Source organism: Klebsiella sp. A-Nf5, assembly GCF_002810545.1.
Taxonomy (GTDB): Bacteria; Pseudomonadota; Gammaproteobacteria; order Enterobacterales; family Enterobacteriaceae; genus Klebsiella; species Klebsiella variicola.
In genome coordinates this window covers 1-25265 of sequence record NZ_PIOG01000151.1, presented here as the reverse complement: position 1 = coordinate 25265, position 25265 = coordinate 1, and the positions used below count along the sequence as shown (strand labels likewise).

Sequence of the window (25265 nt, the reverse complement as noted above, 5' to 3'; positions counted from 1 at the left end):
TCAGGACGACATCCCGCCGTCATCAGCGCACAACGAAAACCGGTACATGGGCGTAGCGCACGATGTTTGCCGCTTCAGAGCCCAGAAGATGAGTCTGGATCCCCGGATTACGCGAACCGACAATCACCACGTCCGCTTTCAACTCATCAGCCAGGGCGATCACTTGATCGCGAATATTGCCACTGCGCACATACAGATGGCTGGCGTCTTCCGCAAGGCCATTTTTCTTTACCAGATCGCTGAGTTTTTCCTTAGCGGTAGAAATCAGATGTTCCTCCATCTTTCGTGCATCAGAGATAAATCCTCGCGTTAATACCGGTGAAAATGCCGGAATAACATGGACAAGATGTATTTGCCCGGCAGAGTGCTGGGCGAGGAATTTCGCATGAGAGAGGGCTTTGTCGGCCAGGCCTGCATCAAACACGTCAACGGGAACAACGATATTTTTATACATGAGATAATCCTTTTATTACCAATACAATGCGTAGTGATGAATAGCCCCATTCTTGGGGAGGAAGCAAATCTCAACAACAGAAGCGGAAAACGGAATAGATGTTATTAAACGTAGCACAGGAAAATTAACATTAGAAAATGAGCCATTAATAGACTGAAAAATATTATAAAAACCCGCGAATGCCTGCAGATCTCCTGCCCTTACCCCCTTGACGCCAACAGCAACGCGGTATTCTCTTTTTTAACACTTCATGTTTTCTCCGACTATGCTGATTACAAGCAGGAGTGCCGCACCGAATGTCCGACGGTCACACGTCGTGCCGGACGAAATGACATTCGCGGTTCGGGTGGGAGTTAAGGGAGAAAATCATGTTTGGTTATAGCCTGTTACGTCTGGGATTGTTTGTCGCGCTGGCCATTGTCGCCTGTACGCTGGTAGGACTATTCACTTATCTGGTTGTCGCCGCCCTCGCAGAATAAGCGTGCGCCGCGTAATAAAAACGTAAAATAAATCATGAGTCTGAGGGGAATACTGTGAACCGTTATTTTTCTCTCATCCCGGTTGTTATTTTATTAACAACCGCTTGCGATCAGAAAGCACCGTCCGTCGAAGCCGCCCCCCGGATGGTCAAGGTGGCGCAAGTTACCGCCGTGGGTAACACCCAGCAGCGGACGTTTCCAGCCCGCATCGAGTCTGGCGACTCCACCGAGCTGTCGTTTAAACGGGGTGGTCAGGTGGAGTCACTGGATATTCGCCAGGGCGCAACCCTAACCCAGGGACAAACGCTGGCGCGTCTGAATGCCCGCGAAGCCCAGCAGCGAGTCAATGAGCGACAAACGGCGGCGACCCTCGCCCAGCGTCAGTTTGATCGTTTCCAGACCCTGGCGGGACGTCAGGCGATTTCCCAGGCGGAGATGGACGTGCAGCGCGCCAATCGCGATGCCGCCAACGCAGCCTTAAAAATCGCTCGTGAAGAGCTGGCGCAAATGAGTCTCACCGCCCCCTTCGGCGGGATTGCCGCTGGCGTGCATATTCGTAATCATCAGGTGGTCGCCGCTGGCCAGCCGGTGATTACCCTGACGCGTACCGACCTGCTCGATGTGGTCTTCAGCATTCCGGAAAATCTGTTCACCTCGCTCGATATCCGCAATACCGCCTACCGCCCCGTCGTCAGGATCAATACCCTGCCGGGCCGCGAGTTTACCGCGGAATACAAAGAGCATACCGGCAGCAGCGACAACAGCACCCTCACCTGGCAGATCATTTTAACCATGCCGCGGCCGGATGATTTCCCTACCGTCGGCGGGGTCAGCGGCACCGTGACGGTCAATCTCGGTAATTTACCGGCCAGCGCCGGACGGGAAACCCTCGTGGTGCCAGTGGAAGCGGTGTTTAACCCCGATAACCGGCCGAAGAATGAACCGGTCGTCTGGGTGGTAAAAGGCGACAACGCGCATCTCTACCTTGAGGAGCGCAGAGTCACGGTCGGGGAAGTGACCTCGCAGGGAGTGATGATCACCGAAGGGCTCCGTGCGGGCGAACAGGTGGTTGCAGCGGGGGTAAGCGAACTCCACGACCGGCAGCCGGTGCGGATCTGGACGCGTGAACGAGGATTATAAATGGACATTTCCCGTCAGTTTATTAACAACCCGACCCGCGTCTGGTTAGCCATTTTGCTGTTGGGGGTGGGTGGCCTGTTCGCCCTGCTCAATATCGGCCGTCTGGAAGATCCTGCCTTCACCATTAAAACGGCGGTGATCGTCACCCACTACCCTGGCGCGTCTGCCCAGCAGGTGGAGGAGGAGGTGACCCTGCCGCTGGAAAACGCGATTCAGCAGCTTCCCTCGCTGGATAACGTCAGCTCCATCTCCTCGAATGGCTTATCGCAAATTACGGTGAATATTGCTTCGCAATACCATTCCAGCGAACTGCCGCAAATCTGGGATGAGCTGCGTCGCCGCGTCGGTGACGCCAGCCGGCTTTTTCCCCCGGGAGTAGTCCCCTCCTTCGTCAATGACGACTTTGGCGATGTGTTTGGCTTTTTCTTCGCCATTTCGGGCGACAGTTTTACCAATCCTGAGCTGGTGCGCTATGCCGAGCAGCTGCGCCGCGAGCTGGTGCTGGTGCCGGGCGTCGGCAAAGTCGCCATTGGCGGCGCGATTCCACAGCAGATCAATGTTGATATCTCGCTGGCGAAAATGGCGGCGCGCGGTATTACCCTTAACCAGCTTGCCGCTATCCTGACCCGGCTCAACGTGGTGTCCAGCGCCGGGGAGATCCGCGCTGGCAGCGAATCGATCCGCCTTCACCCCACCGGGGAGTTTCAGAATATCGATGAGCTGGGGGATCTGCTGGTCAGCCCTCATGGCGCCAGCGCCACCACCCGACTGCGGGATATTGCCACGTTGTCGCGCGGGCTGACCGACTCTCCCTCCAGTATCTATCATGCCAACGGCCGCCAGGCGGTGACCATGGGGGTCTCCTTTATCCCCGGCGTCAACGTCATTGACGTGGGGCATGCCCTCGAAGCCCGACTTCAGCAGATGGCCGCCGATAAACCAGCGGGTATCGATATCGCCATTTTTTACGATCAGGCGGCAGAGGTCGCCCACTCGGTCAATGGCTTTATTACCAACTTCCTGATGGCCCTGGCGATCGTCGTCGGCGTGCTGCTGGTGTTCATGGGGGTGCGCAGCGGGATCATTATTGCTTTGTCGCTGGCGCTCAACGTTCTCGGCACCCTGCTTATTATGTATATCTGGGGGATCGAGTTACAGCGAATCTCGCTCGGGGCGCTGATCATCGCCCTAAGTATGTTGGTGGACAATGCCATTGTCATTGTCGAAGGGGTGCTGATCGCCCGCCAGCAAGGATCTCCGCTGCTGGGCGCGATTAATTATGTGATCCGCCGCTCCGCCCTGCCGCTGCTCGGCGCCACCGTTATTGCCATCCTCGCCTTCGCGCCAATTGGCCTTTCACAGGACTCCACGGGGGAGTATTGCAAATCCCTGTTCCAGGTGCTGCTGATCTCCCTGATGCTGAGCTGGTTTTCCGCCCTGACCATCACCCCGGTGCTCATCAAGTGGTGGTTGTTTAAAAACGCCCCGCCGGCCGCCGCGCCGGAGGAAAAAGCCGATCCCTACCGCGGCCGCTTTTACCGCGGCTATCAGCAAACACTACAAATACTGCTGCAGCAAAAGACCCTGACCCTGGTGCTGATGGGCGCGCTGTTAGCCGGGGCGATCTGGGGCTTCACCTTCGTCCGGCAGAATTTCTTTCCGTCATCGAATACGCCCATTTTCTTTGTCGACCTGTGGCTGCCCTACGGTACCGATATTAACGCCACCGAGCAGATGACCCGCGATATTGAGCGGTCGATCGCCAGCCAGCCGGGAGTGGCTACCACCGTCTCCACCATCGGCCAGGGCAGTATGCGATTTATTCTTACCTACAGCGGCCAGCGGCAGTACAGCAACTACGCACAGATTATGGTGCGGATGGATGACCAGCGCAGTATCGCCCCCGTCACCCGCCACGTAGAGGCCTGGATTGCCAGAAACTACCCGCAGGTGAACGCCAGCACCAAACGCATTATGTTCGGCCCCTCCGGCGATAGCGCGATTGAAGTGCGCATTAAGGGTCCTGATCCGGATACCCTGCGCGCGCTGGCCAGTCAGGTGGGCGACATTCTCGCCGAGGATCCGGCGACCGACAGCGTACGTAACGACTGGCAGAACCGCAGCAAGGTGATCCGCCCGCAATACTCTCTGGCGTTGGGACGTGAGCTGGGGGTGGATAAACAGGATATTGATAGCGCGCTGGAGATGAATTTCTCCGGCAGTCGCGCCGGGTTATATCGCGAGGGCGCCGACCTGTTGCCGGTTATCGTCCGTCCGCCGGAAGCGGAGCGACAGGATGCCAACCACCTGAATAACGTGCTGGTCTGGAGCCAGAGCCGGCAGCAGTATATTCCGTTGAGTAACGTCATCAATGGCTTCTCGCTGGAGTGGGAAGATCCATTGATTCTCCGCCGCGATCGCACCCGGGTGCTTACCGTTCAGACCGACCCCAGCCCGCAAAGCGGCCAAACGTCGGGCGATATCCTTGCCAGGGTGAAACCGCGCATTGACGCGCTGACCCTGCCGCATGGCTACCGCATCGAATGGGGCGGCGATGCGGAGAACTCCAGTGAAGCACAGCAAGGGCTGTTTACGACCCTGCCGCTTGGCTATCTGGTGATGTTTATCATTACGGTGCTGATGTTCAGTTCGCTGAAAAACGCCGTTGCCATCTGGCTGACCGTGCCGCTGGCGCTGATCGGCGTCACGCCCGGTTTTTTGCTGACCGGCATCCCCTTCGGCTTTATGGCCTTAATCGGCCTGCTTAGCCTCAGCGGTATGCTGATCCGCAACGGCATTGTACTGGTGGAAGAGATAGAGCAACAAAAACAGGAGAAAGATCAACGACAAGCTATCATTGATGCGGCAACCTCTCGTCTGCGACCGATCCTGCTGACCGCCTTTACCACCGTGCTTGGCCTTGCCCCGCTGCTGCGCGATGTCTTCTTCCAGAGTATGGCGGTGGTGATTATGTTCGGACTGGCCTTTGCCACCGTACTGACGCTGCTGGTTCTGCCGGTCATTTACGCTTGCTTCCACCATAAGGATATGACGCCTCAACGATGAACAGTACCGGTCTGAGCATTATCAAGACATTAGGCTGTATGACAGCGGTGACCTTTTTCACTATCTATAACACCTGGGATCACTATGATTATGACTATCACTGGATCCTCGGGCTGCTGACCTTTATCTCGACCATCGCGACGCCGTTGTTTTTTGTGGTGGCCGGTTATCTTGATGCGCAGACGCGCCACGATGCCAACTGGCAGATTGGTAAAATTAAAAGCGTGGTCATCGTCTTTCTGTTCTGGGTAACGGTCTATTATGTCTGGGAGCCTTATCAGCGCGGCTACCTGATCCAGCCCTGGTTTATTTTCGCCCTGATCGTGATCTACACTTTCCATCCCTTGATCGCCTGGCTCAGCCAGCGGCGCGGCCTGTTTTTCAGCGTGGTCCTGACGCTGCTGTGCTGCTCCTATGGTTACGACCTGCTCTCGGTGATATACCCGGACAAACATCTCTTCAGCCTGCCGCCGCAGTATCGTCTGTGGACATGGCTACTCTTTTATTTAACCGGGCAGTTGTTTAACGATCCGCGGGTCACGGAGTGGATACGCGACCCGCGGGTAATTAAAGCCTCAATTATCGCCCTGCCCTTTGTCTATTTATTCACCTGGTTTTATGAACGCCATTTTTTCTTCGCGCTGTTTAAAGCCGACCGTAATGCGTTCATTCTGACGGGGTCGCAAATTTATATTCTGATCGTCCTGCTGGTGATTGCCGCTAACGCCGTGCAGTTTAAAAAGAACCGCGAACTGAAGGAGACGCTGCTGGCGACGGTCAGTAAAGCGATGACCGGGGTCTATATTCTGCATTACTCCGTTTTTCACCTGCTGGTGATGCTGATCCCTATTCACTCGTTAGCCACCAAGCTGGGCGTGATTGCGCTGACGTTTGTCCTGTCGGTGCTCATTTCCCTCGCCGTCCTCTCCAGTACGCTGCTCAAGAAAGTGATAACCCTGTGACAAACGACGCGGCGATTTAGCGGAAGCTCCACTGGATGCTGATCACAAACACGCTGGGAATAATAATGCCGCTCTCAAGGGCGAAATAGTCGGTAAAGTTGTACTGAATGGCATGGTAGATATAGGGGGAAAAGCCGATCCCGGTGGCGTCCTTAAAATCTTTGTAGGAGCCGTGGTCCCCACAATGCTCAAAGGCATCGAAGAAGAATTCACCGGTGTAACCGTAGACCCCTTTAAAGGTCCATCCACTGCCGTTGTGGTACCAGTCTCTTCTCACCCCCAGCGCCAGGCAGCGATCGTCGAAACTGTTGTTCATGGTGCCAATCAGCAGACTGTATTTCGAGTCTTCTGAGAATTTCCGCTCCACCGAGAAAAAGTGGTTTTCAAAATTCTCAGTATATTGTCCGTGGTTATTGGTCAGATGGTAAACATAGGAACCAGTATTCACCGAATAGAGATTAATTTCCTTCGCCTGCGCGAAGGTGGCTAACCCGGCCAGCAGCATCACGCTTTTACCGCGCATCATCCCTCCTCAATCCTCTATGCCTGTCCATGGACAGAATGCTTATGCCGTATTTACCGGTCGTTATGCTGGTGCGACACCCGACAGGAAAATGGGGGAAAGATAACCGTGCCGAAATGAAAAAGTGGTTATAGAAAAGCGTAGCACACGCCTAATCCGCCAACAAACCGGCCATGACAATAGTGGAGTGGTTGATATTTCTCTCTTTACCTTACTGTGCAAAAAACAGACAAAACCTCACCTGTTTTCCGCTATGCTCAGGGTCCGACGCGGAAGTTAGCCACCTGTCGACGACAGAGTTGCTGTGTACCCCTTCCTGCGTCGGCGCTGTTTCTGCTCAAGTGACGTAAACCGACAGCGCCCGTATTTCGATCGTGTCTGCGTCATTATCCCCGTTTTGATTGCCCGCCCCCTATTCTGCACAAAGTCACTTTTGTGTACAACTTATCAAAACAGAAAAATAATCTTTTAAATCAATAAATAAACACATGAAAAATCATCTGACCGTCTCGTTGTACATATTGTTATGAAAAAAGTTGTACATCCTGAAATCACCGACTATAGTTTTTGAGTGTTAACTGCTTGTTGCGCAACACCGCGGGGACGCTAAACGGTTGCGTGGCGAGTCTGGTGGTGGTTCCTGGTTTTGCATTTCCTGTTAGTGACTTTGCGCGTACCACCGGTACGCTGCGACTTTTATGGTCAGTTTGCTTTATACGTGGGAGAGTTCGAGCTATGCATATTAAAAATACCATTCCAGCAGAGTTTGTCTTTAATTCAGCCCTGATGAAGAATATTGAAAACACGCTCATGAAGCAGCACAGCACGATCAATAATGAGCGGATGATTACGGAAATCCAGCACCGCCTGCAAACGGAAAGTAATGAAATACTTTCCGACCTCTATCTGCAGGCGTTGGATATGCTGTACAGCAAACATCATCATTAAGTGATCCCACCGCGCCGACAGCAGGGACAGCCCTGCTGTGCCGGCACGCCTGGGTTTTCATCTGCTAACTGGGGCTCAAAAAATGTCACACCATAATACTTGCTATCATTCTGAGCATTACGATCTGTGGTTTGATAATCGTTTTCTTCTCTACGGGATGTCGCTGATCCTGAATACTTTACCGGCATCTTATTTTCGTAAAAAACATGTTTTCTTTACCAGCGATAATTATTTCGCGGTGCTTGAGCATAACTATAATCGTCGGGATACGTTATTTATTCTGTTAACTGAGGGCAACGATCTTAATTTCCTCAGTGAACTGCCTATGTTGCGGTTACCGGCAAATTCGACGCCTGAAGAATTAAAAATATTCCTGCATCAGCCTACCCGCTATTACAAAACCCACCCGGCGCCGGGCGCCTCGGTGCAGTTTACCGAGCGAGAAAAGAAAGTTATTCAGCTTATCAGCAATGGCGAAGCGGTTGCCAGCATTGGTCGTTCGCTGAATCTGCACATCAAAACCATTTATCAGATCCGGCTGAATCTGATTAAAAAGCTCGGCTGTAGCGGTAGGACCGATTTTTTTAATATCAGTCGTAGCGAAACCTTTAAATCCTGGAGTCAGATTCACCTCTAGCCAGGCGCACAGCCCCGGCCTGTCCCCGCAGACGGGGCTATTGCGTACTGTGAAAATGAATGCTGAAGCCCTGCTCCTGCCAGTGGCTGAGCAGCTCTTGCTGCAGAGGGGTGACGGCGCGTCCGGTCCAGACGAAGGTATGCTGCCCGGGGAACAGCTCGGGCCGTGGCGACTCCAGCGGCTCCGCGAGAACGTTGACATGCCAACCGCGCTGGGAAAGACGCCATGCCTCCAGCCACAGGCGAGTCCGGTCTTCATTACTCCAGCCCACCAGCAGCGTCTCTTTGCCATTTTTTTTACGCGCTTCGGCGAGAAACAGCGCCACGCAGTCGATTAACAAGCCGTCCAGCATGCTGCTAATCACCAGCGAGGTATTCTGATCGAGCTTCAGCCGCTGTCGTACCGGCACTAACAGGCTATCGATGAGGGTGTCGACGGGGTGCTGATGGCTCAACGCCATTAATTTGGCGCGGATTCTGGCGGGCTGCATATAACGCAGAATGGACATCATCTCTTCCTGAAGATGCGCGGATTCGTCGCGCGCCGCCGGCAGGTTGTCCTCCAGCAGCGCTTTGACTTTCCCGACGGATACACCGCGCTCTATCCAGCGCTTGATCTCTTCTATGCGCAGGATATCTTCTTCATCAAACTGTCGATGCCCGCCTTCGCTGCGCTGCGGTTTCAGTAGACCGTAACGCCGCTGCCATGCGCGCAATGTAACCGGATTGATTCCGCAACGTTCGGCGACTTCACCGATACTGTAAAACGCCATAGCAGCCTCACATCAACCTGATACTTTAATACCTAAACTAACGAATTCAGGCATCCTGTACAACTCTATTTTCTTGTACAGATAAAGATATCAGGTTGTGGCTCACAGCGCGCGGGGAAAAAGATGAAAAAAAGTTAGCTGATTTCGCGGTGAATCATTTTTTCTCCGGCCAGGCGATAGCGGGCAGGCCCCCCAGGCGGGCACCCGCGAATAAATTTCCCTGAAACTGTGAGATACCGGCTGATTCCAGCCACATCCACTCTTCAGCACGCTCGATACCGACAGCAGATACCGCAATTTCCAGCGAAAAACAGCATTTGATAATAGCCTGTACAATTGACTGTCGCGGGCCGTCCTGATGAATATTGCGGATCAGTTCATGGTCGATTTTAATCCGGTCAGGTTGGTATTGCGCCAGCAGCGATAGCCCGGCAAAGCCTGCGCCGAAGTGATCGATGGCGAGATTAATCCCCGCGCCCTTCAGCTTACGCACCGCATCGGTAAAATCGTCCATCCGTGAGATCACTTCCCGTTCGGTAAACTCCACAATAATCTGTTCCGGAATAAGATCATTGCGCTTAATTTCATCGAGCAGAAAAGCCACCGCGTCAGGCGCTTTCACCAGCGTCATCGGCAGCAAATTAATGCTTAACGCCTTATTACGTAAACCTAATTTCCCCGCCAGAGACAGCGCGACGCGTTTACTGTGCAGGTCGGCAAGATAAATATCGTCCCCTGCCAGCCCGGCAAAATAGGCGCCAGGAGATTGACCATCCGGTGTGCGCAGCAGTGCTTCCCACGAGATAATTTCACAGGCGAAAGGATCGACGATCGGCTGAAAGGCAAAAGACCAGCTTTCCGTATTATCGATAATAGGAGTGTCAGGGAAAAAGGTCTCGTTATCAGCAATAAATACCCAACTGTCCGCGGAAGGGATCTCAAAATAGTTCGCTTTTTCCGTGGATTCGACAAAAGTACGGAAAAATTGCAGCGCCCGGTCATCATAGGTGAGCTGATATTTTGTCGTGCCCCGGTCCATCACTGTCTGTAGTACTTCCTCGCGATCATGTTCCCGTAAATCAAACAGTTCCATACCGACCTTACCAAATCGACGGGACGGTGCATAATCGCAAAACAACTCCACCAGATTATAATGACGGGGATCGAGGAAAATTTTTTGATAAATATCCCGTACCTTTTCTTCTGGTCCTTCAATAAGTTGAAAAAAATGCGTCCCGTTAAACAGTAATATACCGGTGACATCCGCCTGCCCATTTCTCTCGTTTGCCCTGGCAACCATGGCCTCGATCGATTTGAATGAGACATTGTCGCAAATATGGCTGCGATAAATGATGGTGGTAAGCATAGTGATTCCAGATGGGAGGGATAAGCATTCACAGTAGCAGTTATCAGGCTAATCGTCTTGCAAAACTACGGTTTATCTTAACAAAAAATATACACTCAAACGCATTACGCCCCACCCCGGCGTCCCCCACCCTCTCACCTTGTACAATGTACAACATAAAACCCCACCCAAACAGGTTAAAAAACAATCACGCAATAAAATTAATTTATTAAAAATCAATAAAATAGAGACAATAGCAGCAATATTGCGCAACTTTATGTGTACAACTTAATAATTATTGTATAAGTTTATTTGCAGTTAACAGATGAATGAAATGAAAGGAGCACATATGCAGCAGAATGGTTACATTCCAGATACAGCGAACGCAATTGCCCAGTATTTCAACAAAGCATCGTTACCTTCCCAGCAGGAAACGCTGGGCCAGATCGTGATGGATATTCTCAACGAAGGGCGCCATCTCAACCGCAAGGCACTGTGCACCAAACTGTTGAGCCGCCTTGACAGCGCCCGTGCGCCTGAGGAAGAGAGCCACTATCAAACCTTAATTGGTTTGTTGTTTGCCGGTCAGGAATAACGTCATCGATCGTCGCCTGTTGCAACCGCAGTAGCAGATGAGGGGCGATCGCTTCCATAAACCTGCTGCTGACCTGAATGCCCGTTATCAGATTCAGGAAGAGTGTGGCATGCAGAGAGACGGTTATGAATAGCAGTGATACTGAGGAAATAACCGATGAGATCATCGGCGAGGCGGTGCTCGCGCTTCTGAAAACAAATCGCCCGATTACCACCCCGACCCTGCTGGTTCGGCTTCGGTTGATGCAGGCCACAGAGTCAGATCGCCAGCGAAGGAAAATCATCGCTGCCGTTATTGAAGAAATTTGCGCGAAGCTCGTCCTCCAGCGGAAGCACGCGCCTTTGCAGGTTAAGAAAATCAATGGCCGTTGGGAAAGCAGAGGAACGCTGGCGCAAAGCAGCATGGCGCCGGAAGCTAAAAAAATCCACTGATTGTCCCAACCATGGTGAATAAAACAGAGTGAGAATGTGATGAGACAGACTATGCATCAGCAACCCGATATTTACGCAGGACTGCAGGACACCGCGCTCTCAGATTATTTCCGTAACGCCGGTGATAAACTGGTTGATGAGTCCGCCGTCATGTCGCTCGCCATCAACAGTATTCTTCAGTCCGAAGGGCACCTGAACAATAAAGCCATTATATTATGGCTGATTCAGGCGCTGGAAAGCACCGATGACGTGGTCACTGCCGACGTGATCCGTAAAACGCTGGAAATTGTCGTCGGCTACACCATGGACGATATTTAACCGCTCTGCGTTTCAGGCCTGCCAGTGCTGGCGCCCCCTTCCCTAAAGAGCCTGTCCGCTCTGATCAAAAAACCTCGCTGACGCGAGGTTTTTCTTTTACCGCCTGACGCTTCAGTGGGCGTTGACCACCACCCACATCGGGCCCTGACCGACCGCATAACGGCCTTTCTCCTGCAGCAGCCCCTGCTCACCTTCAATTTCATACACTGCGATATGGTGCGACTTCTGCCCTGCGGCAATCAGATACTTACCGCTGTGATCGAGGTTAAAGCCGCGTGGCTGGGTTTCCGTTGGCTGATAGCCTTCCACTGCCAGCACGCTGCCATCTTCCGAGACGCTGAACACCGTAATGATGCTGGCGGTACGATCGCAGGCGTACAGATGACGACCGTCAGGGGTGATGTGAATATCCGCCGCCCAGCGCACGCCGGTGAAATCCTGCGGCATCATATCCAGGGTTTGTACACATTCGATGTTGCCATTCGGGTCTTTCAGCTCCCAGACGTCAACGGAGCTGTTCAGTTCATTGACGCAATAACCATACTGCTGGTTCGGATGGAACACCATGTGGCGCGGACCGGCGCCCTCGACGGTGGTCACTTCCGCCGGCTCCTGGGCGGAGAGGAAACCATCCTCGCTGAGGGTAAACAGGCAAATACGATCCTGCTTCAGCGCCGGCACCCACAGGGTGCGGTTGTCCGGGGAGATATTGGCCGAGTGGCAACCTTCCAGCCCTTCCACCACGGTGACGGTTTCGCCCGGCAGGCCGTCCTGCAGCGGGGTCACGCTAACGCAGCCCTGATTGTAGGAGGCGCTGAAGACAAAGCGGCCATGATGATCGGTAGAAATGTGGGTCGGGCTGCCCGGCAGCGCCGCTTCCCCGGCGAAGGTCAACGCTCCGTTATCCGGCGTGATGCGATACGCTAACACGCGAAACTCCGGACGAACGCCAACGTACAGATACTCCTTGTTGGGACTGACCACCATCGGCTGTACCTGCCCCGGGGCATCAACCACCTGCACCAGCGTCAGTTTGCCGTCCGCTTCAAGACTCCAGACGTGGATTTGTTGGCTTTCCGGGCTGGCGGTATAAACGGTTTGTTTCATGACTACTCCTTCCCTCACTGCACGTGGAATTTTCATTTTCAGGATAACAGCACCCTGAAAATTATAAGACATCCGCCCATGATACTCGCAAAGTCCGCTGAATTTCCGACGGACGGCGGCACAAAGGGCATACAGGCATTCACGGCAGATGTGGAAAAATTGGTCCTGACGCCACGGCGGTGTACCATCATGGCCAGGTCACTTTTCAACATCAACCGGAAATAACACATGACAACACGCGTGATTGCCCTGGATTTAGACGGCACCCTGCTCACCAGCAAAAAAACCATCCTGCCCGCTTCGCTGGAGGCGCTGGCCCGCGCCAGAGAGGCGGGCTACCAGGTTATCGTCGTTACCGGACGTCATCACGTCGCTATTCATCCTTTTTATCAGGCACTGGCTCTCGATACACCTGCAATTTGTTGTAATGGCACTTATTTGTATGATTATCACGCAAAAGAGGTTTTGGCAGCCGATCCTATGCCGGTAGCGCAAGCGGTCAGCCTGACGGCCATGCTCGCCGAACAGCAGATCCATGGCCTGGCGTATGTGGATGATGCGATGCTTTATGAACAGCCCACCGGGCATGTGATCCGCACCCGCAACTGGGCGCAGGCGCTACCGGAGGATCAGCGCCCGGTCTTCCGCCAGGTCGACTCGCTGGCGCAGGCGGTCCGCGAGGTCAACGCGGTATGGAAATTCGCCCTCACCGATGAAGACATTCCCCGTCTGCAGCGCTTTGCCCGCCAGGTTGGCGAGACGCTGGGCCTGGAGTGCGAATGGTCGTGGCACGATCAGGTGGATATTGCGCGCGCCGGCAACAGCAAAGGCAAACGCCTGGCGCAGTGGGTAGCCGACCAGGGGCTGTCGATGCAGGATGTGGTGGCCTTCGGCGATAATTACAACGACCTTAGCATGCTGGAAGCGGCGGGCACCGGGGTGGCGATGGGCAATGCGGTGGACGAGGTGAAAGCCCGTGCCAGGGTGGTCATCGGTGACAATGAGTCCAGCAGCATCGCCGAGTTTATCTACCGCCAGCTGCTGTAATCAGGCGGCGATCGACACGCTTTTGATTTGAGCAAACACCTGCTGACCTGGTGCTATCGCCAGGTCATCCCGCGCCCAGGGGCTGATTCGAGCCCACAGAGGATGGCCGCTCACCCTAAGCTGGACCTCAATCTGCCCGTTGACTTCGAGACACTGAACCACCTCGGCGCGTAAGATATTGCGGATGCTGGTCCCGGACGGCTGCGCCAGCACCAGCGAAACGTCCGACGCCTGAATGCGGATCCGCGCGGTGTCTCCTGCGGGACGTTCGAGCCGGTTGACCCACAGCAGCTGGTCGCCCAGCGTCAGGGCCGTCATCGCGTACTGCGGATGCTGCGCGGCGACCGTGGCGCTGAGGATCGTACTCTGCTGTTCCGCCGGCAGCCAGGGGTGCATCACGCTGCTGCTCCAGACCTCCTCCAGTGGACCAAAAGCCTTCACCTTACCGGCCTCCAGTACCAGCACGCGATCGGCCAGATGCTGGATCTCATCCAGCGAGTGGCTGACGTAAAGCATCGGAATATGGATCTCCTGCGCCAGCCGCTGCAGGTAGGGCAACAGTTCGCGTTTGCGCGGAATATCCAGCGAGGCCAGCGGCTCATCCAGCAGCAGTAGCTCCGGTGCGGTCAGCAGGGCGCGGCCGATAGCCACTCGCTGCTTTTCGCCGCCGGATAACCGGCCCGGCAGGCGATCCAGCAAGGGCGCGATCCCCAGCAATTCCACCAGCTTATCGAACTGGCTGACCATGGATTTCGCCATCCCGTAGCGCAGGTTACCGCGCACTTTATAGTGGGGAAACAGGCGCGCGTCCTGAAACACATAGCCGATACGGCGCTGCTCCGGCGCCAGGCAGATACGCTGCGCGGTGTCGTTCAGCACCCTGCCGTTGAGCACGATGCGCCCCGTCTGCGGACGGGTCAGGCCGCTGATGGCATTAATCAACGAGGTTTTGCCAGCGCCGGAGACGCCAAAGATGGCGGTGATCCCGCTGGCGGGCAGGGTTTCACGGATCTGCAGGCAGTGACTGCCGAGGGTCTGGGTAAAGTCCAGCTCCAGCATCATTATCCTCCCATGCGCTGGCGGCTCACACGGGCCAGCCATTCCGAAATCAGCAGCGAAACCAGCGCCAGTCCGATGGCGATGAGGCAGAGGCGGGCCGCCGCCCCCTCCCCGCCCGGGGTCTGGATCAAGGTGTACATCGCCGAAGGCAGGGTGCGCGTTTCGCCGGGAATATTGGAGACGAACGTGATGGTCGCGCCAAACTCCCCTAACGAGCGGGCGAAGGCCAGCACCGTGCCGACGATAATCCCCGGCAGGGTCAGCGGCAGCGTAATGGTCAAAAACACCCGCCAGCGGCTGGCCCCGAGGGTTCTCGCCGCTTGCTCCAGTTTGACGTCCACCCCTTCCAGCGCCAGGCGAATGGCGCGCACCATCAGCGGAAAAGACATCACCGCCGCCGCCAGCACCGCTCCGCGCCAGCTGAAGGCAAAGCTGATACCGAACCAGTCATACAGCCAGCTGCCAATAAACCCGCGCCGCCCCATGGCCACCAGCAGCAGATACCCCACCACCACCGGCGGCAGCACCAGCGGCAGATGGAGAATACTGTCGAGCAGCGCCTTACCGGGAAAGGTGCGCCGAACCAGCAGCCAGGAAAAAAAGATCCCAAAAGGCAGGCTCAAGGCCACCGCCAGGGAGGAGACTTTCAGGCTCAGCAGCACCGCCTGCCATTCGGGTTCGCTCAGAAACATCAGCGGGTGGTAAATCCGTAACGTTTAAAAATCGCGGACGCTTCCGGCCCTTTCAGGTAGTCATAGAAAGCGCTTACGGCCGCATTGCGGTGACCATCGACAATCGCCAGCGGGTACTCGACTTTCTGATGCGAGGCTTCCGGGAAGGTGCCGACCACTTTCACTCCCTTGCTGGCCACGGCATCGGAGCCATAGACAATCCCCAGCGGCGCTTCGTTGCGCTCCACCAGGGCCAGCGCGCCGCGAACGTCTTCAGCCGGGGCCAGTTTCGGCGACAGGGTCTCCCAGGCGCCGAGTTTCTGCAGCGCCTCTTTGGCGTAGATGCCTGCCGGAACGTGCTGCGGATCGCCCACCGCCAGACGGCCTCCTTTCAGCAGGCTGGTCCAGTCGGTTTTCTCATCAATGGTTATCGCCCCCTGCGCGCTGGCTTTCGGCGCGACCACCACCAGGCTGTTGCCAAGCAGGGTGGCGCGGGTTGCCGGGTCGATGGCCTTTTTGTCTGCCGCGTAATCCATCCATTTCTGATCGGCGGAGATAAACAGATCGGCTGGTGCGCCCGCTTCAATTTGCCGCGCCAGCGTCGACGACGAGGCAAACGACGACACGACATCGACGTTTTTCTCTTTCTTATACGCCTGGGCAATATCCTGCATCGCGTTGGTTAACGATGCGGCGGCGAAAACGGTCACTTTCCCCTCTGCCGCCAGCGCCTGACCCGCGACGCACAGCGTGAGTGATACCCCGATAACTCCGCGTAACCAAGAACCTGCCATCTGAATCTCCTGTCAATGCGTTATGTATTCGACAATATAACGATATGCAGAGCATTTTTATAGTGACACAGGACAATAAAACGAAGGGAAATGATACAGGAGGGAAATAGCACAGCGCCCGGTTAAACCGGGCGCCGGGAAATCAATGATTTTGCTGGCTGCGATCTTTGTGGCCTACGCCGGAGAAGAGGTTGAACACTTCGCCAAGACCGTAAATCAATCCCAGGATGACCGCCATCACCACCGGTACCATGATGACCGCAAAAACCAGACTTTTCAAAAGCTCTAACATGGTTCACTCCAGATAGTATGATTTGCTGATTGTAACGGTTTCAGCCGAAAAAACACGCCCCATTTGTGCGGTGGCTAATGACAAAACCGCGCACAGAGGTTTTGCAAGCGGGTGACTATCGGTCACAATACCCTTTTTTGTCAGGAAACGATTATGCAGGCCGAAATTCTTCTCACCCTTAAGCTACAGCAGCGCCTGTTTGCCGATCCCCGGCGGATCGCCCTGCTCAAACAAATTGACCAGACCGGTTCGATAAGCCAGGGGGCGAAGCACGCGGGTATCAGCTACAAAAGCGCGTGGGATGCCATTAACGAGATGAACCAGCTCAGCGAACAACCGCTGGTGGATCGTGCCACCGGCGGTAAAGGCGGCGGCGGCGCGGTGCTGACCCGCTATGGGCAGCGGCTGATCCAGCTGTACGATCTGCTGGCGCAGATCCAGCAGAAAGCGTTTGATGTACTCAGCGATGACGATGCCCTGCCGCTGGATAGCCTGCTGGCGGCTATCTCACGCTTTTCCCTGCAGACCAGCGCCCGCAACCAGTGGTTCGGCACCATTACCGGTCGCGATCGCCAGCAGGTGCAGCAGCACGTCGAGGTACTGCTGGCCGACGGGCAGACACGCCTGACCGTCGCCATCACCGCACAAAGCGCTGAGAAGCTGGGGCTCGATGAGGGCCAGGAGGTGCTGGTCCTGCTGAAGGCCCCCTGGGTCGGCATCACCCTCGACCCCGACGTGGCCCGCCAGGCCGATAACCAGCTGTCGGGACGTATCAGCCATATCGAATGCGGTTCCGGGCAGTGCGAAGTACTGATGACGCTGACCGACGGTCAGACCCTGTGCGCCACTCTGCCACAGGCGCAGACGTCTGGCCTGGCGGCAGGGACGGAGGCGATCGCTTACTTCAATGCCGATCGCATCATTCTCGCGACGTTATGCTGACCCCATTGACATTACGCGCCCGAAGTCGTATCCCTGATGCACATCGCTGCAAAAAATGGGATACATCATGTCATCATTGCAAATTTCGCAAGGCACGTTTCGCCTGAGCGATACAAAAACCTTAAAAATAGACCAGTTGAACCTGAGAGCGGGTCAAAGCTGGGCGTTCGTCGGTAGCAACGGCAGCGGCAAATCCGCCCTCGCGCGGGCCCTGGCTGGCGACCTGACCCTGCTCAGCGGCCAGCACGAAAGCCACTTCTCCCGCGTAACCCGCCTCTCCTTCGAGCAGTTACAGAAGCTGGTCAGCGACGAGTGGCAGCGCAATAACACCGACCTGCTGAGCCCCGGCGAAGAAGACACCGGCCGCACCACCGCGGAGATTATCCAGGATGAGGTGAAAGATCCTGCCCGCTGCGCGCGCCTGGCCGAACAGTTTGGCATCAACGCCCTGCTGGACCGCCGGTTTAAGTACCTGTCGACCGGGGAAACGCGTAAGACCCTGCTGTGTCAGGCCCTGATGACCGATCCGCAACTGCTGATCCTCGACGAACCTTTCGACGGCCTCGACGTCAACTCCCGCCAGCAGCTGGCTGCCCTGCTGGCCGACCTGCACCGCGCCGGCATCACCCTGGTGCTGGTCCTCAACCGCTTCGATGAGATCCCGGAGTTTGTGCAATTCGCCGGCGTGCTGGCTGACTGCACCCTCAGCGAGACCGGCGAGAAGTCTTCCCTGCTGCAGCAGGCGCTGGTCGCCCAGCTGGCGCACAGTGAAAAACTGGACGGCATCACCCTGCCGGAGCCGGATGTCCCACCAGCCCGTCATGCGCTGGCAGACTCGGCGCCGCGTATCGTGCTCAATGACGGTGTGGTCTCCTACAACGATCGCCCGGTCATCAATCACCTCTCGTGGACCGTGAACCCGGGCGAACACTGGCAGATCGTCGGCCCCAACGGCGCCGGTAAATCCACGCTGCTGAGCCTTATCACCGGCGATCATCCGCAGGGCTACAGCAACGATCTGACGCTCTTTGGCCGCCGTCGCGGCAGCGGTGAGACCATCTGGGATATTAAAAAGCATATCGGCTACGTCAGCAGCAGCCTGCATCTGGACTACCGGGTCAGCACCAACGTCCGCAACGTCATCCTGTCGGGCTATTTTGACTCTATCGGCATTTATCAGGCGGTCTCGGACAAGCAGCACAAGCTGGTGCAACAGTGGCTGGATATTCTCGGCATTGATAAACGCACCGCCGACGCGCCTTTTCATAGCCTGTCGTGGGGCCAGCAGCGGCTGGCACTTATCGTTCGCGCGCTGGTGAAGCATCCAACCCTGCTGATCCTCGATGAACCGCTGCAGGGACTGGACCCCCTGAATCGCCAGCTGGTGCGCCGCTTTGTCGACGTGTTAATTGGCGAAGGGGCCACACAGCTGCTGTTTGTCTCGCACCATGCGGAAGATGCCCCGGACTGTATTACCCATCGCCTGGCGTTCGCTCCCAGTGGAGACGGTTACACTTATCAGCTCGGTCCTGTGGCCTGATGCCCCCTGCCGGGGGTCGAAAGATCCCTGGTATTTTTCAGAAAAATAGCGGCAAAACCACCTAATCTACTGTATTAAAAATAAAAAATTTTAATTTATGTCGTTTCACCATCAAGTGTAAACGATTCCACTAACTTGCCCTGTGTCACACTTTTCACTTCTTTGATATGCTATCTTCCTCATACACGATAAGCCGAATGGAGCGAATCATGAAAGTTCTGGTTACAGGTGGTAGCGGTTACATTGGAAGTCATACCTGCGTTCAACTGCTGCTGCAGGGGCATGAGGTGGTGATCCTCGACAATCTCTGCAACAGCAAGCGCAGCGTACTGCCGGTGATTGAACGTCTCGGCGGCAAAGAAGCCACCTTTATTGAAGGCGATATTCGTAACGAAGCGCTGATGACGGAGATCCTCCACGATCACGCCATTGAGGCGGTGATCCACTTCGCCGGGCTGAAAGCCGTCGGGGAGTCCGTCGCCAAGCCGCTGGAATATTACGACAATAACGTCACCGGCACACTGAAATTAGTTTCTGCCATGCGCGCCGCGGGCGTGAAGAACTTCATCTTTAGCTCCTCCGCCACTGTCTACGGCGATCAGCCGAAAATCCCGTATGTCGAAAGCTTCCCGACCGGCACCCCGCAAAGCCCTTATGGCAAAAGCAAACTGATGGTGGAGCAGATCCTGACCGACCTGCAGAAAGCCCAGCCGGAGTGGAGCATTGCCCTGCTGCGCTACTTCAACCCGGTCGGCGCCCACCCGTCGGGCGACATGGGGGAAGACCCGCAGGGGATCCCTAACAACCTGATGCCCTACATCGCCCAGGTCGCCGTCGGCCGTCGCGACTCGCTGGCCGTGTTTGGTAACGACTACCCGACCGAAGATGGCACCGGCGTACGCGATTATATCCACGTGATGGACCTCGCCGATGGCCACGTCGCGGCCATGGAAAAACTGGCTGACAAAGCCGGGGTGCATATCTACAACCTTGGCGCCGGCGTCGGCAGCAGCGTGCTCGACGTGGTCAATGCTTTCAGCAAGGCCTGCGGCAAACCCATTAACTACCATTTCGCGCCGCGCCGCGATGGCGACCTCCCGGCCTACTGGGCGGATGCTGCCAAGGCCGACCGCGAGCTGAACTGGCGCGTGACGCGCAACCTGGACGAAATGGCGCAGGACACCTGGCACTGGCAGTCCCGTCATCCGCAGGGTTATCCAGACTAAGGAACCTTCATGAGCGTATTTAACCCCGTTGACCATCCACATCGTCGTTATAACCCGTTAACCGGGCAGTGGATTCTGGTTTCTCCGCATCGCGCCAAGCGCCCCTGGCAGGGGGCGCAGGAAACGCCGGCAAAACAGACCTTGCCAGCCCACGATCCGGACTGTTTCCTGTGCCCGGGTAATACCCGGGTCACCGGCGACACCAACCCGAATTACACCGGTACCTATGTGTTTACCAACGACTTTGCGGCCCTGATGACCGACACCCCGGACGCACCGGAGAGTGACGATCCGCTGATGCGCTGTCAGAGCGCGCGCGGCACCAGTCGGGTGATCTGCTTCTCGCCAGACCACAGCAAAACGCTGCCGGAACTGAGCCCTGAAGCGCTGGAAGGCGTGGTTAAAACGTGGCAGGAACAGACCGCGGACCTCGGGAAACGCTACCCGTGGGTCCAGGTCTTTGAAAACAAAGGGGCAGCGATGGGCTGCTCCAACCCTCACCCGCATGGTCAGGTATGGGCCAACAGCTTCCTGCCGAATGAAGCGGAACGGGAAGACCGTCTGCAGAAAGAGTATTACGCCGGACAGGGTCAGCCGATGCTGCTGGACTATGTTCAGCGCGAACTGGCCGACGGCAGCCGCACGGTGGTGGACACCGAGCACTGGCTGGCGGTCGTGCCCTACTGGGCCGCCTGGCCGTTCGAAACGCTGCTGTTGCCGAAAGCGCACGTGCAGCGTATTACCGATCTCACCGACGCCCAGCGCAGCGATCTGGCGCTGGCGTTGAAAAAGCTGACCAGCCGTTACGACAACCTGTTCCAGTGCTCATTCCCCTACTCCATGGGCTGGCACGGCGCGCCGTTTAACGACGAAGACCATAACCACTGGCAGCTTCACGCCCACTTTTATCCGCCGCTGCTGCGCTCCGCGACGGTCCGCAAGTTTATGGTTGGTTATGAAATGCTGGCCGAAACGCAGCGCGATCTGACCGCCGAGCAAGCTGCCGAACGACTGCGCGCCGTCAGCGACGTCCATTTTCGTGAATCCGGAGTGTAATGATGAGTCTGAAAGAGAAAACCCAAACCCTGTTTGCTGACGCCTTCGGCTACCCGGCCAGCCATGTCATTCAGGCGCCAGGTCGCGTCAACCTGATCGGCGAGCATACCGATTACAACGACGGTTTTGTGCTGCCCTGCGCCATCGACTACCAGACGGTGATCAGCTGCGCACCGCGCGACGATCGTACCGTGCGGGTGATTGCCGCCGATTACGACAATCAGACCGATGAATTCTCTCTCGACGCGCCGATTATCAGCCACGATACCCAGCAGTGGTCGAACTATGTCCGCGGCGTGGTGAAGCATCTGCAGCAGCGGAACAGCCACTTTGGCGGCGCGGATCTGGTGATCAGCGGCAATGTGCCTCAGGGTGCGGGGTTAAGCTCCTCAGCCTCGCTGGAAGTCGCCGTCGGCACCGTGTTCCAGCAGCTCTATCATCTGCCGCTAGACGGCGCGCAAATCGCGCTGAACGGCCAGGAGGCGGAAAACCAGTTCGTCGGCTGCAACTGCGGGATCATGGATCAGCTGATTTCGGCGCTGGGCAAAAAAGACCATGCGCTGCTGATCGACTGCCGTTCGCTGGGCACCAAAGCCGTCTCGATGCCGAAAGGCGTGGCGGTGGTGATCATCAACAGCAACTTTAAGCGCACCCTTGTCGGCAGCGAGTACAACACCCGTCGCGAACAGTGCGAGACCGGGGCGCGCTTCTTCCAGCAGCCCGCCCTGCGTGATGTCACTCTTGAGCAATTTAACGCCGTCGCCCATGAGCTGGATCCGGTCGTCGCGAAGCGCGTACGCCATGTGCTGACGGAGAATGCCCGCACCGTGGAAGCCGCCAGCGCCCTTGAAAAAGGCGACCTGAAGCGGATGGGTGAGCTGATGGCCGAATCCCACGCCTCGATGCGCGATGATTTCGAGATCACCGTCCCGCAGATCGACACTCTGGTGGAGATCGTTAAGGCCGCGATCGGTGATAAAGGCGGCGTACGCATGACCGGCGGCGGCTTTGGCGGCTGCGTGGTAGCGCTGGTCCCGGAAGATCTGGTCGATACCGTTCAGCAGGCCGTTGCTAAAACGTATGAAGCGAAAACCGGTATTAAAGAGACATTCTATGTCTGCAAACCGTCACAGGGGGCAGGCCAATGGTAACGCAAACCACCGCGCTGGCGCCGGACGGCCAGCCCTGGCAGCAGGTGACCCTGCGCAATAAGGCGGGGATGACCGTTACCGTGGCGGATTGGGGCGCGACGCTGCTCAGCGCCGAGGTGCCGCTGGCTGATGGCAGCCTGCGTCATCCGCTGCTGGGCTGTGCGAAGCTGGAGGACTATGCCCGCCAGGCCGCGTTTCTTGGCGCCTCGGTAGGCCGCTACGCCAACCGTATCGGCAATAGCCGCTTCCCGCTTGACGGCCAGCTCGTCAACGTCACGCCGTCAAACGACGCGGGCCACCAGCTCCACGGCGGCCCGGAAGGGTTTGATAAGCGCCGCTGGCGCATTGTCCGCGCCGACGAGCAGGAAGTGCTGTTCGCCCTGACCTCGCCCGATGGCGATCAAGGCTTCCCCGGCACTCTGCAGGCCACCGCGCACTATCGTCTGACCGACGATAACCGCATCGCGATTACCTATCGCGCCACCGTGGACCAACCCTGCCCGGTGAACATGACCAATCACGTCTATTTCAACCTCGACGGTGACCAGCGCGACGTGCGCCAGCACCAGCTGCAGATCCTCGCCCAGAGGTATCTGCCGGTGGAAAGCGACGGTATCCCGGGCGGTGAACTCAACGATGTTGCTAACACCAGCTTTGATTTCCGCCAGCCGAAAACCATCGCCGCCGACTTCCTCGCCGACGCCGATCAGCAAAAGGTGAAGGGATACGATCATGCCTTCCTGCTGGATGCCAAAGGCGACGCCAGCCAGCCTGCGGCGCAGGTCTGGTCGCAGGACGGCAAGCTGCAGATGACGGTCTATACCTCCGCTCCGGCGCTGCAGTTTTACTCCGGCAACTATCTCGGCGGCACCCCGTCGCAGACGACGGAGCCCTACGCCGACTGGCAGGGGCTGGCGCTGGAGAGCGAATTCCTGCCGGATTCACCGAATCATCCGGAATGGCCGCAGCCGGACTGTGTGTTACGTCCGGGCCAGGAGTACGTCAGCCTGACGGAATATCAGTTTATCGCCCGATAACCGCTTGCGCCCCCCGCCGGGGGCGCTGCTTTTCGTCCCCGCCCTCCTCTCTGCCGCCTCTTTTTTCAGCAACCTGCTCTATTTTCCGTCACCAAAGGACAAAAAAATAACCTGTGTTTTACAAGCACCTTACACTGAGCCACTATTTTCGCTATGGTTAGGGATAAGCATTGCCGTGAGCCAAATCACGGCAATATAATGAGAATAGTTATCAATCAATAACACATACACCAACATATTCAGCGCACCGTTCGCGGCGCGAGGGATGGCGTGTAGAGAGGAGTAAGAGAATGGCTGTAACTAAGCTGGTACTGGTTCGTCATGGCGAAAGCCAGTGGAACAACGAAAACCGCTTCACCGGTTGGTACGACGTTGATCTGTCCGAGAAAGGCGTTAGCGAAGCGAAAGCGGCAGGTAAACTGCTGAAGGCTGAAGGCTTCAGCTTTGATTTTGCTTATACCTCCGTGCTGAAACGTGCCATCCACACCCTGTGGAACGTGCTGGACGAACTGGATCAGGCCTGGCTGCCGGTTGAGAAATCCTGGAAGCTGAACGAGCGTCATTACGGCGCGCTGCAGGGCCTGAACAAAGCGGAAACCGCTGAGAAATACGGTGACGAGCAGGTTAAACAGTGGCGTCGCGGCTTCGCTGTCACTCCGCCGGAGCTGACCAAAGACGACGAGCGCTACCCGGGCCACGATCCGCGCTATGCAAAACTGACCGACGCAGAACTGCCGACCACTGAAAGCCTGGCGCTGACCATCGACCGCGTCGTGCCTTACTGGAACGAAACCATTCTGCCGCGCCTGAAAAGCGGTGAGCGCGTGATCATCGCCGCTCACGGTAACTCCCTGCGCGCGCTGGTGAAATACCTCGACAACATGGGCGAAGACGAGATCCTCGAACTGAACATCCCGACCGGCGTACCGCTGGTGTATGAGTTCGATGAAAACTTCAAGCCGATCAAACATTACTATCTGGGCAATGCGGAAGAGATTGCGGCGAAAGCGGCTGCCGTCGCCAACCAGGGTAAAGCGAAGTAATTCCTCCCGGTGAGAACAAAAAAGCGTGGAAATCTCCACGCTTTTTTTATTGCCTGTGCCAGCGCAGATTCGCTTAGCCGCGGCGGGTTTTCACCGCTTCCGCCAGCTGACGCAAGATCGTTTCGGTATCCTCCCAGCCGATGCAGGCGTCGGTGACGCTCTTGCCGTAGGTCAGCGGTTCACCGCTCTCGAGGCTCTGGTTGCCTTCCACCAGATGGCTTTCAATCATCACGCCCATGATCGCCCGCTCACCGCCGGCAACCTGCTGGCATACGTCGGCGCCCACTTCCATCTGCTTTTTGAACTGCTTGCTGGAGTTGGCATGGCTGAAGTCGATCATCACCTGGGCCGGCAGGCCCGCTTTCGCCAGGCCGATCTTCACATCCGCCACGTGCTTCGCGCTGTAGTTCGGCTCTTTGCCGCCGCGCAGAATAATATGGCAGTCGCCGTTACCGCTGGTATTGACGATAGCGGAGTGGCCCCACTTAGTGACCGACAGGAAACAGTGCGGTGCGCCAGCGGCGTTAATCGCGTCGATAGCCACCTTGATGGTGCCATCGGTACCATTCTTAAAGCCCACCGGGCAGGAGAGTCCGGAGGCGAGCTCACGGTGAACCTGGGATTCGGTGG

The 25265-nt window shown here is 56.4% G+C and carries 25 protein-coding genes and 2 pseudogenes; 16 read left to right on the top strand and 11 right to left on the bottom strand.

What is annotated here, in order from left to right:
* Positions 1 to 22: 22 nt before the first annotated feature.
* The gene (locus tag CWM53_RS15730) at positions 23 to 454 is read right to left on the bottom strand and encodes a universal stress protein (protein WP_061155284.1); all 432 of its coding nucleotides are present in this window, start codon (positions 452 to 454) and stop codon (positions 23 to 25) included.
* Between the two features lie 533 nt (positions 455 to 987).
* On the opposite strand from CWM53_RS15730, the gene CWM53_RS15725 reads away from it, so the two are divergent.
* Genes CWM53_RS15725 through CWM53_RS15715 form a run of 3 tightly spaced genes read left to right on the top strand, consistent with a single transcriptional unit; the run spans position 988 to position 6101 of the window.
* Positions 988 to 2073, top strand: coding sequence for an efflux RND transporter periplasmic adaptor subunit (locus CWM53_RS15725; protein ID WP_074386499.1), 1086 nt, complete (start codon positions 988 to 990; stop codon positions 2071 to 2073).
* The gene (locus tag CWM53_RS15720) at positions 2074 to 5139 is read left to right on the top strand and encodes an efflux RND transporter permease subunit (RefSeq protein ID WP_061155286.1); all 3066 of its coding nucleotides are present in this window, start codon (positions 2074 to 2076) and stop codon (positions 5137 to 5139) included. It abuts the gene before it with no gap.
* Positions 5140 to 5177: 38 nt separating this feature from the next.
* Positions 5178 to 6101: an acyltransferase gene (locus tag CWM53_RS15715; RefSeq protein WP_165785089.1), complete on the top strand. Its 924-nt coding sequence runs from the start codon at positions 5178 to 5180 to the stop codon at positions 6099 to 6101.
* A gap of 16 nt (positions 6102 to 6117) precedes the next feature.
* Here CWM53_RS15715 and CWM53_RS15710 read toward each other — a convergent pair whose 3' ends face one another.
* Together CWM53_RS15710 and CWM53_RS31120 are read right to left on the bottom strand one after the other, a co-directional pair.
* On the bottom strand, positions 6118 to 6624 hold the full coding sequence (locus tag CWM53_RS15710) for a hypothetical protein (RefSeq protein ID WP_061155288.1): 507 nt from the start codon (positions 6622 to 6624) through the stop codon (positions 6118 to 6120).
* A 206-nt stretch (positions 6625 to 6830) separates the two neighbouring features.
* A pseudogene (locus tag CWM53_RS31120) lies at positions 6831 to 6958 on the bottom strand (hypothetical protein); the annotation flags it as partial.
* A gap of 401 nt (positions 6959 to 7359) precedes the next feature.
* On the opposite strand from CWM53_RS31120, the gene CWM53_RS15705 reads away from it, so the two are divergent.
* The gene (locus tag CWM53_RS15705; protein WP_061155289.1) at positions 7360 to 7572 is read left to right on the top strand and encodes a biofilm development regulator YmgB/AriR family protein; all 213 of its coding nucleotides are present in this window, start codon (positions 7360 to 7362) and stop codon (positions 7570 to 7572) included.
* 82 nt (positions 7573 to 7654) lie between these two features.
* A complete protein-coding gene (locus tag CWM53_RS15700; RefSeq protein WP_074386501.1) occupies positions 7655 to 8209 on the top strand; it encodes a helix-turn-helix transcriptional regulator in 555 nt (184 codons plus the stop codon).
* 37 nt (positions 8210 to 8246) lie between these two features.
* Here CWM53_RS15700 and CWM53_RS15695 read toward each other — a convergent pair whose 3' ends face one another.
* Together CWM53_RS15695 and CWM53_RS15690 are read right to left on the bottom strand one after the other, a co-directional pair.
* Positions 8247 to 8981 carry a MerR family transcriptional regulator gene (locus tag CWM53_RS15695; protein WP_061155291.1) on the bottom strand — a complete coding sequence of 245 codons (735 nt, stop codon included), beginning with the start codon at positions 8979 to 8981 and terminating at the stop codon, positions 8247 to 8249.
* A gap of 154 nt (positions 8982 to 9135) precedes the next feature.
* Positions 9136 to 10347 (bottom strand): diguanylate phosphodiesterase, encoded by a 1212-nt coding sequence (locus CWM53_RS15690; RefSeq protein ID WP_061155292.1) that lies wholly within the window; start codon positions 10345 to 10347, stop codon positions 9136 to 9138.
* Between the two features lie 328 nt (positions 10348 to 10675).
* On the opposite strand from CWM53_RS15690, the gene ycgZ reads away from it, so the two are divergent.
* From ycgZ to CWM53_RS15675, 3 genes are all read left to right on the top strand, one after another.
* Positions 10676 to 10921, top strand: a complete 246-nt coding sequence (gene ycgZ / locus CWM53_RS15685; RefSeq protein WP_012542413.1) for a regulatory protein YcgZ — start codon at positions 10676 to 10678, stop codon at positions 10919 to 10921.
* Positions 10922 to 11046: 125 nt separating this feature from the next.
* Positions 11047 to 11352, top strand: coding sequence for a hypothetical protein (locus tag CWM53_RS31695; RefSeq protein ID WP_100729817.1), 306 nt, complete (start codon positions 11047 to 11049; stop codon positions 11350 to 11352).
* A 51-nt stretch (positions 11353 to 11403) separates the two neighbouring features.
* Complete coding sequence (locus CWM53_RS15675) at positions 11404 to 11670, top strand: biofilm development regulator YmgB/AriR family protein (RefSeq protein ID WP_004886050.1); 267 nt, start codon at positions 11404 to 11406, stop codon at positions 11668 to 11670.
* Positions 11671 to 11781: 111 nt separating this feature from the next.
* Here the strand turns inward: CWM53_RS15675 and pgl are convergent, their stop codons facing one another.
* Entirely contained in the window at positions 11782 to 12777 is a 996-nt protein-coding gene (gene pgl, locus CWM53_RS15670; protein ID WP_074386502.1) for a 6-phosphogluconolactonase, read from the bottom strand.
* 228 nt (positions 12778 to 13005) lie between these two features.
* Between pgl and CWM53_RS15665 the strand changes: the two genes are divergently transcribed.
* Positions 13006 to 13824: a pyridoxal phosphatase gene (locus CWM53_RS15665; RefSeq protein WP_100750811.1), complete on the top strand. Its 819-nt coding sequence runs from the start codon at positions 13006 to 13008 to the stop codon at positions 13822 to 13824.
* Here the strand turns inward: CWM53_RS15665 and modC are convergent, their stop codons facing one another.
* The 4 genes from modC to CWM53_RS15645 all read right to left on the bottom strand — a co-directional run bounded on the left by modC (position 13825) and on the right by CWM53_RS15645 (position 16640).
* Positions 13825 to 14883: a molybdenum ABC transporter ATP-binding protein ModC gene (gene modC / locus CWM53_RS15660; RefSeq protein ID WP_061156397.1), complete on the bottom strand. Its 1059-nt coding sequence runs from the start codon at positions 14881 to 14883 to the stop codon at positions 13825 to 13827.
* Positions 14884 to 14885: 2 nt separating this feature from the next.
* Positions 14886 to 15575 (bottom strand): molybdate ABC transporter permease subunit, encoded by a 690-nt coding sequence (modB, locus tag CWM53_RS15655; protein WP_002895159.1) that lies wholly within the window; start codon positions 15573 to 15575, stop codon positions 14886 to 14888.
* Positions 15575 to 16348, bottom strand: coding sequence for a molybdate ABC transporter substrate-binding protein (modA, locus tag CWM53_RS15650; protein ID WP_012542417.1), 774 nt, complete (start codon positions 16346 to 16348; stop codon positions 15575 to 15577). Before modA ends, modB begins: the two co-directional genes overlap by 1 nt.
* A gap of 142 nt (positions 16349 to 16490) precedes the next feature.
* On the bottom strand, positions 16491 to 16640 hold the full coding sequence (locus CWM53_RS15645; RefSeq protein ID WP_002895156.1) for an AcrZ family multidrug efflux pump-associated protein: 150 nt from the start codon (positions 16638 to 16640) through the stop codon (positions 16491 to 16493).
* Between the two features lie 153 nt (positions 16641 to 16793).
* Here CWM53_RS15645 and modE point away from each other — a divergent pair, with 153 nt between their 5' ends.
* The 7 genes from modE (at position 16794) to gpmA (ending at position 24635) form a co-directional block, all read left to right on the top strand.
* Positions 16794 to 17582, top strand: coding sequence for a molybdenum-dependent transcriptional regulator (modE, locus tag CWM53_RS15640; RefSeq protein WP_100631696.1), 789 nt, complete (start codon positions 16794 to 16796; stop codon positions 17580 to 17582).
* Between the two features lie 67 nt (positions 17583 to 17649).
* Complete coding sequence (gene modF, locus CWM53_RS31690; protein WP_100631697.1) at positions 17650 to 19122, top strand: molybdate ABC transporter ATP-binding protein ModF; 1473 nt, start codon at positions 17650 to 17652, stop codon at positions 19120 to 19122.
* 209 nt (positions 19123 to 19331) lie between these two features.
* Positions 19332 to 20348, top strand: a complete 1017-nt coding sequence (galE, locus tag CWM53_RS15630; protein WP_022065235.1) for a UDP-glucose 4-epimerase GalE — start codon at positions 19332 to 19334, stop codon at positions 20346 to 20348.
* Positions 20349 to 20357: 9 nt separating this feature from the next.
* Positions 20358 to 21404, top strand: coding sequence for a galactose-1-phosphate uridylyltransferase (galT, locus tag CWM53_RS15625; RefSeq protein WP_074386506.1), 1047 nt, complete (start codon positions 20358 to 20360; stop codon positions 21402 to 21404).
* A 2-nt stretch (positions 21405 to 21406) separates the two neighbouring features.
* The gene (galK, locus tag CWM53_RS15620) at positions 21407 to 22555 is read left to right on the top strand and encodes a galactokinase (RefSeq protein ID WP_061155300.1); all 1149 of its coding nucleotides are present in this window, start codon (positions 21407 to 21409) and stop codon (positions 22553 to 22555) included.
* Positions 22549 to 23592 carry a galactose-1-epimerase gene (galM, locus tag CWM53_RS15615; RefSeq protein ID WP_100631700.1) on the top strand — a complete coding sequence of 348 codons (1044 nt, stop codon included), beginning with the start codon at positions 22549 to 22551 and terminating at the stop codon, positions 23590 to 23592. The genes galK and galM overlap by 7 nt, the downstream gene beginning before the upstream one ends.
* Before the next feature lie 290 nt (positions 23593 to 23882).
* A complete protein-coding gene (gpmA, locus tag CWM53_RS15610; protein WP_002895089.1) occupies positions 23883 to 24635 on the top strand; it encodes a 2,3-diphosphoglycerate-dependent phosphoglycerate mutase in 753 nt (250 codons plus the stop codon).
* Between the two features lie 73 nt (positions 24636 to 24708).
* Here gpmA and aroG read toward each other — a convergent pair.
* A pseudogene (gene aroG / locus CWM53_RS15605) lies at positions 24709 to 25265 on the bottom strand (3-deoxy-7-phosphoheptulonate synthase AroG); the annotation flags it as partial.

Bases quoted from the DNA above. Each gene is read 5' to 3' on its own strand.
- CWM53_RS15730 (WP_061155284.1), bottom strand. From the start codon at position 454: ATGTATAAAAATATCGTTGTTCCCGTTGACGTGTTTGATGCAGGCCTG.
- CWM53_RS15720 (WP_061155286.1), top strand. From the start codon at position 2,074: ATGGACATTTCCCGTCAGTTTATTAACAACCCGACCCGCGTCTGGTTA.
- CWM53_RS15715 (WP_165785089.1), top strand. From the start codon at position 5,178: ATGACAGCGGTGACCTTTTTCACTATCTATAACACCTGGGATCACTAT.
- CWM53_RS15710 (WP_061155288.1), bottom strand. From the start codon at position 6,624: ATGCGCGGTAAAAGCGTGATGCTGCTGGCCGGGTTAGCCACCTTCGCG.
- CWM53_RS15705 (WP_061155289.1), top strand. From the start codon at position 7,360: ATGCATATTAAAAATACCATTCCAGCAGAGTTTGTCTTTAATTCAGCC.
- CWM53_RS15700 (WP_074386501.1), top strand. From the start codon at position 7,655: ATGTCACACCATAATACTTGCTATCATTCTGAGCATTACGATCTGTGG.
- CWM53_RS15695 (WP_061155291.1), bottom strand. From the start codon at position 8,981: ATGGCGTTTTACAGTATCGGTGAAGTCGCCGAACGTTGCGGAATCAAT.
- CWM53_RS15690 (WP_061155292.1), bottom strand. From the start codon at position 10,347: ATGCTTACCACCATCATTTATCGCAGCCATATTTGCGACAATGTCTCA.
- ycgZ (WP_012542413.1), top strand. From the start codon at position 10,676: ATGCAGCAGAATGGTTACATTCCAGATACAGCGAACGCAATTGCCCAG.
- CWM53_RS31695 (WP_100729817.1), top strand. From the start codon at position 11,047: ATGAATAGCAGTGATACTGAGGAAATAACCGATGAGATCATCGGCGAG.
- CWM53_RS15675 (WP_004886050.1), top strand. From the start codon at position 11,404: ATGCATCAGCAACCCGATATTTACGCAGGACTGCAGGACACCGCGCTC.
- pgl (WP_074386502.1), bottom strand. From the start codon at position 12,777: ATGAAACAAACCGTTTATACCGCCAGCCCGGAAAGCCAACAAATCCAC.
- CWM53_RS15665 (WP_100750811.1), top strand. From the start codon at position 13,006: ATGACAACACGCGTGATTGCCCTGGATTTAGACGGCACCCTGCTCACC.
- modC (WP_061156397.1), bottom strand. From the start codon at position 14,883: ATGCTGGAGCTGGACTTTACCCAGACCCTCGGCAGTCACTGCCTGCAG.
- modB (WP_002895159.1), bottom strand. From the start codon at position 15,575: ATGTTTCTGAGCGAACCCGAATGGCAGGCGGTGCTGCTGAGCCTGAAA.
- modA (WP_012542417.1), bottom strand. From the start codon at position 16,348: ATGGCAGGTTCTTGGTTACGCGGAGTTATCGGGGTATCACTCACGCTG.
- CWM53_RS15645 (WP_002895156.1), bottom strand. From the start codon at position 16,640: ATGTTAGAGCTTTTGAAAAGTCTGGTTTTTGCGGTCATCATGGTACCG.
- modE (WP_100631696.1), top strand. From the start codon at position 16,794: ATGCAGGCCGAAATTCTTCTCACCCTTAAGCTACAGCAGCGCCTGTTT.
- modF (WP_100631697.1), top strand. From the start codon at position 17,650: ATGTCATCATTGCAAATTTCGCAAGGCACGTTTCGCCTGAGCGATACA.
- galE (WP_022065235.1), top strand. From the start codon at position 19,332: ATGAAAGTTCTGGTTACAGGTGGTAGCGGTTACATTGGAAGTCATACC.
- galT (WP_074386506.1), top strand. From the start codon at position 20,358: ATGAGCGTATTTAACCCCGTTGACCATCCACATCGTCGTTATAACCCG.
- galK (WP_061155300.1), top strand. From the start codon at position 21,407: ATGAGTCTGAAAGAGAAAACCCAAACCCTGTTTGCTGACGCCTTCGGC.
- galM (WP_100631700.1), top strand. From the start codon at position 22,549: ATGGTAACGCAAACCACCGCGCTGGCGCCGGACGGCCAGCCCTGGCAG.
- gpmA (WP_002895089.1), top strand. From the start codon at position 23,883: ATGGCTGTAACTAAGCTGGTACTGGTTCGTCATGGCGAAAGCCAGTGG.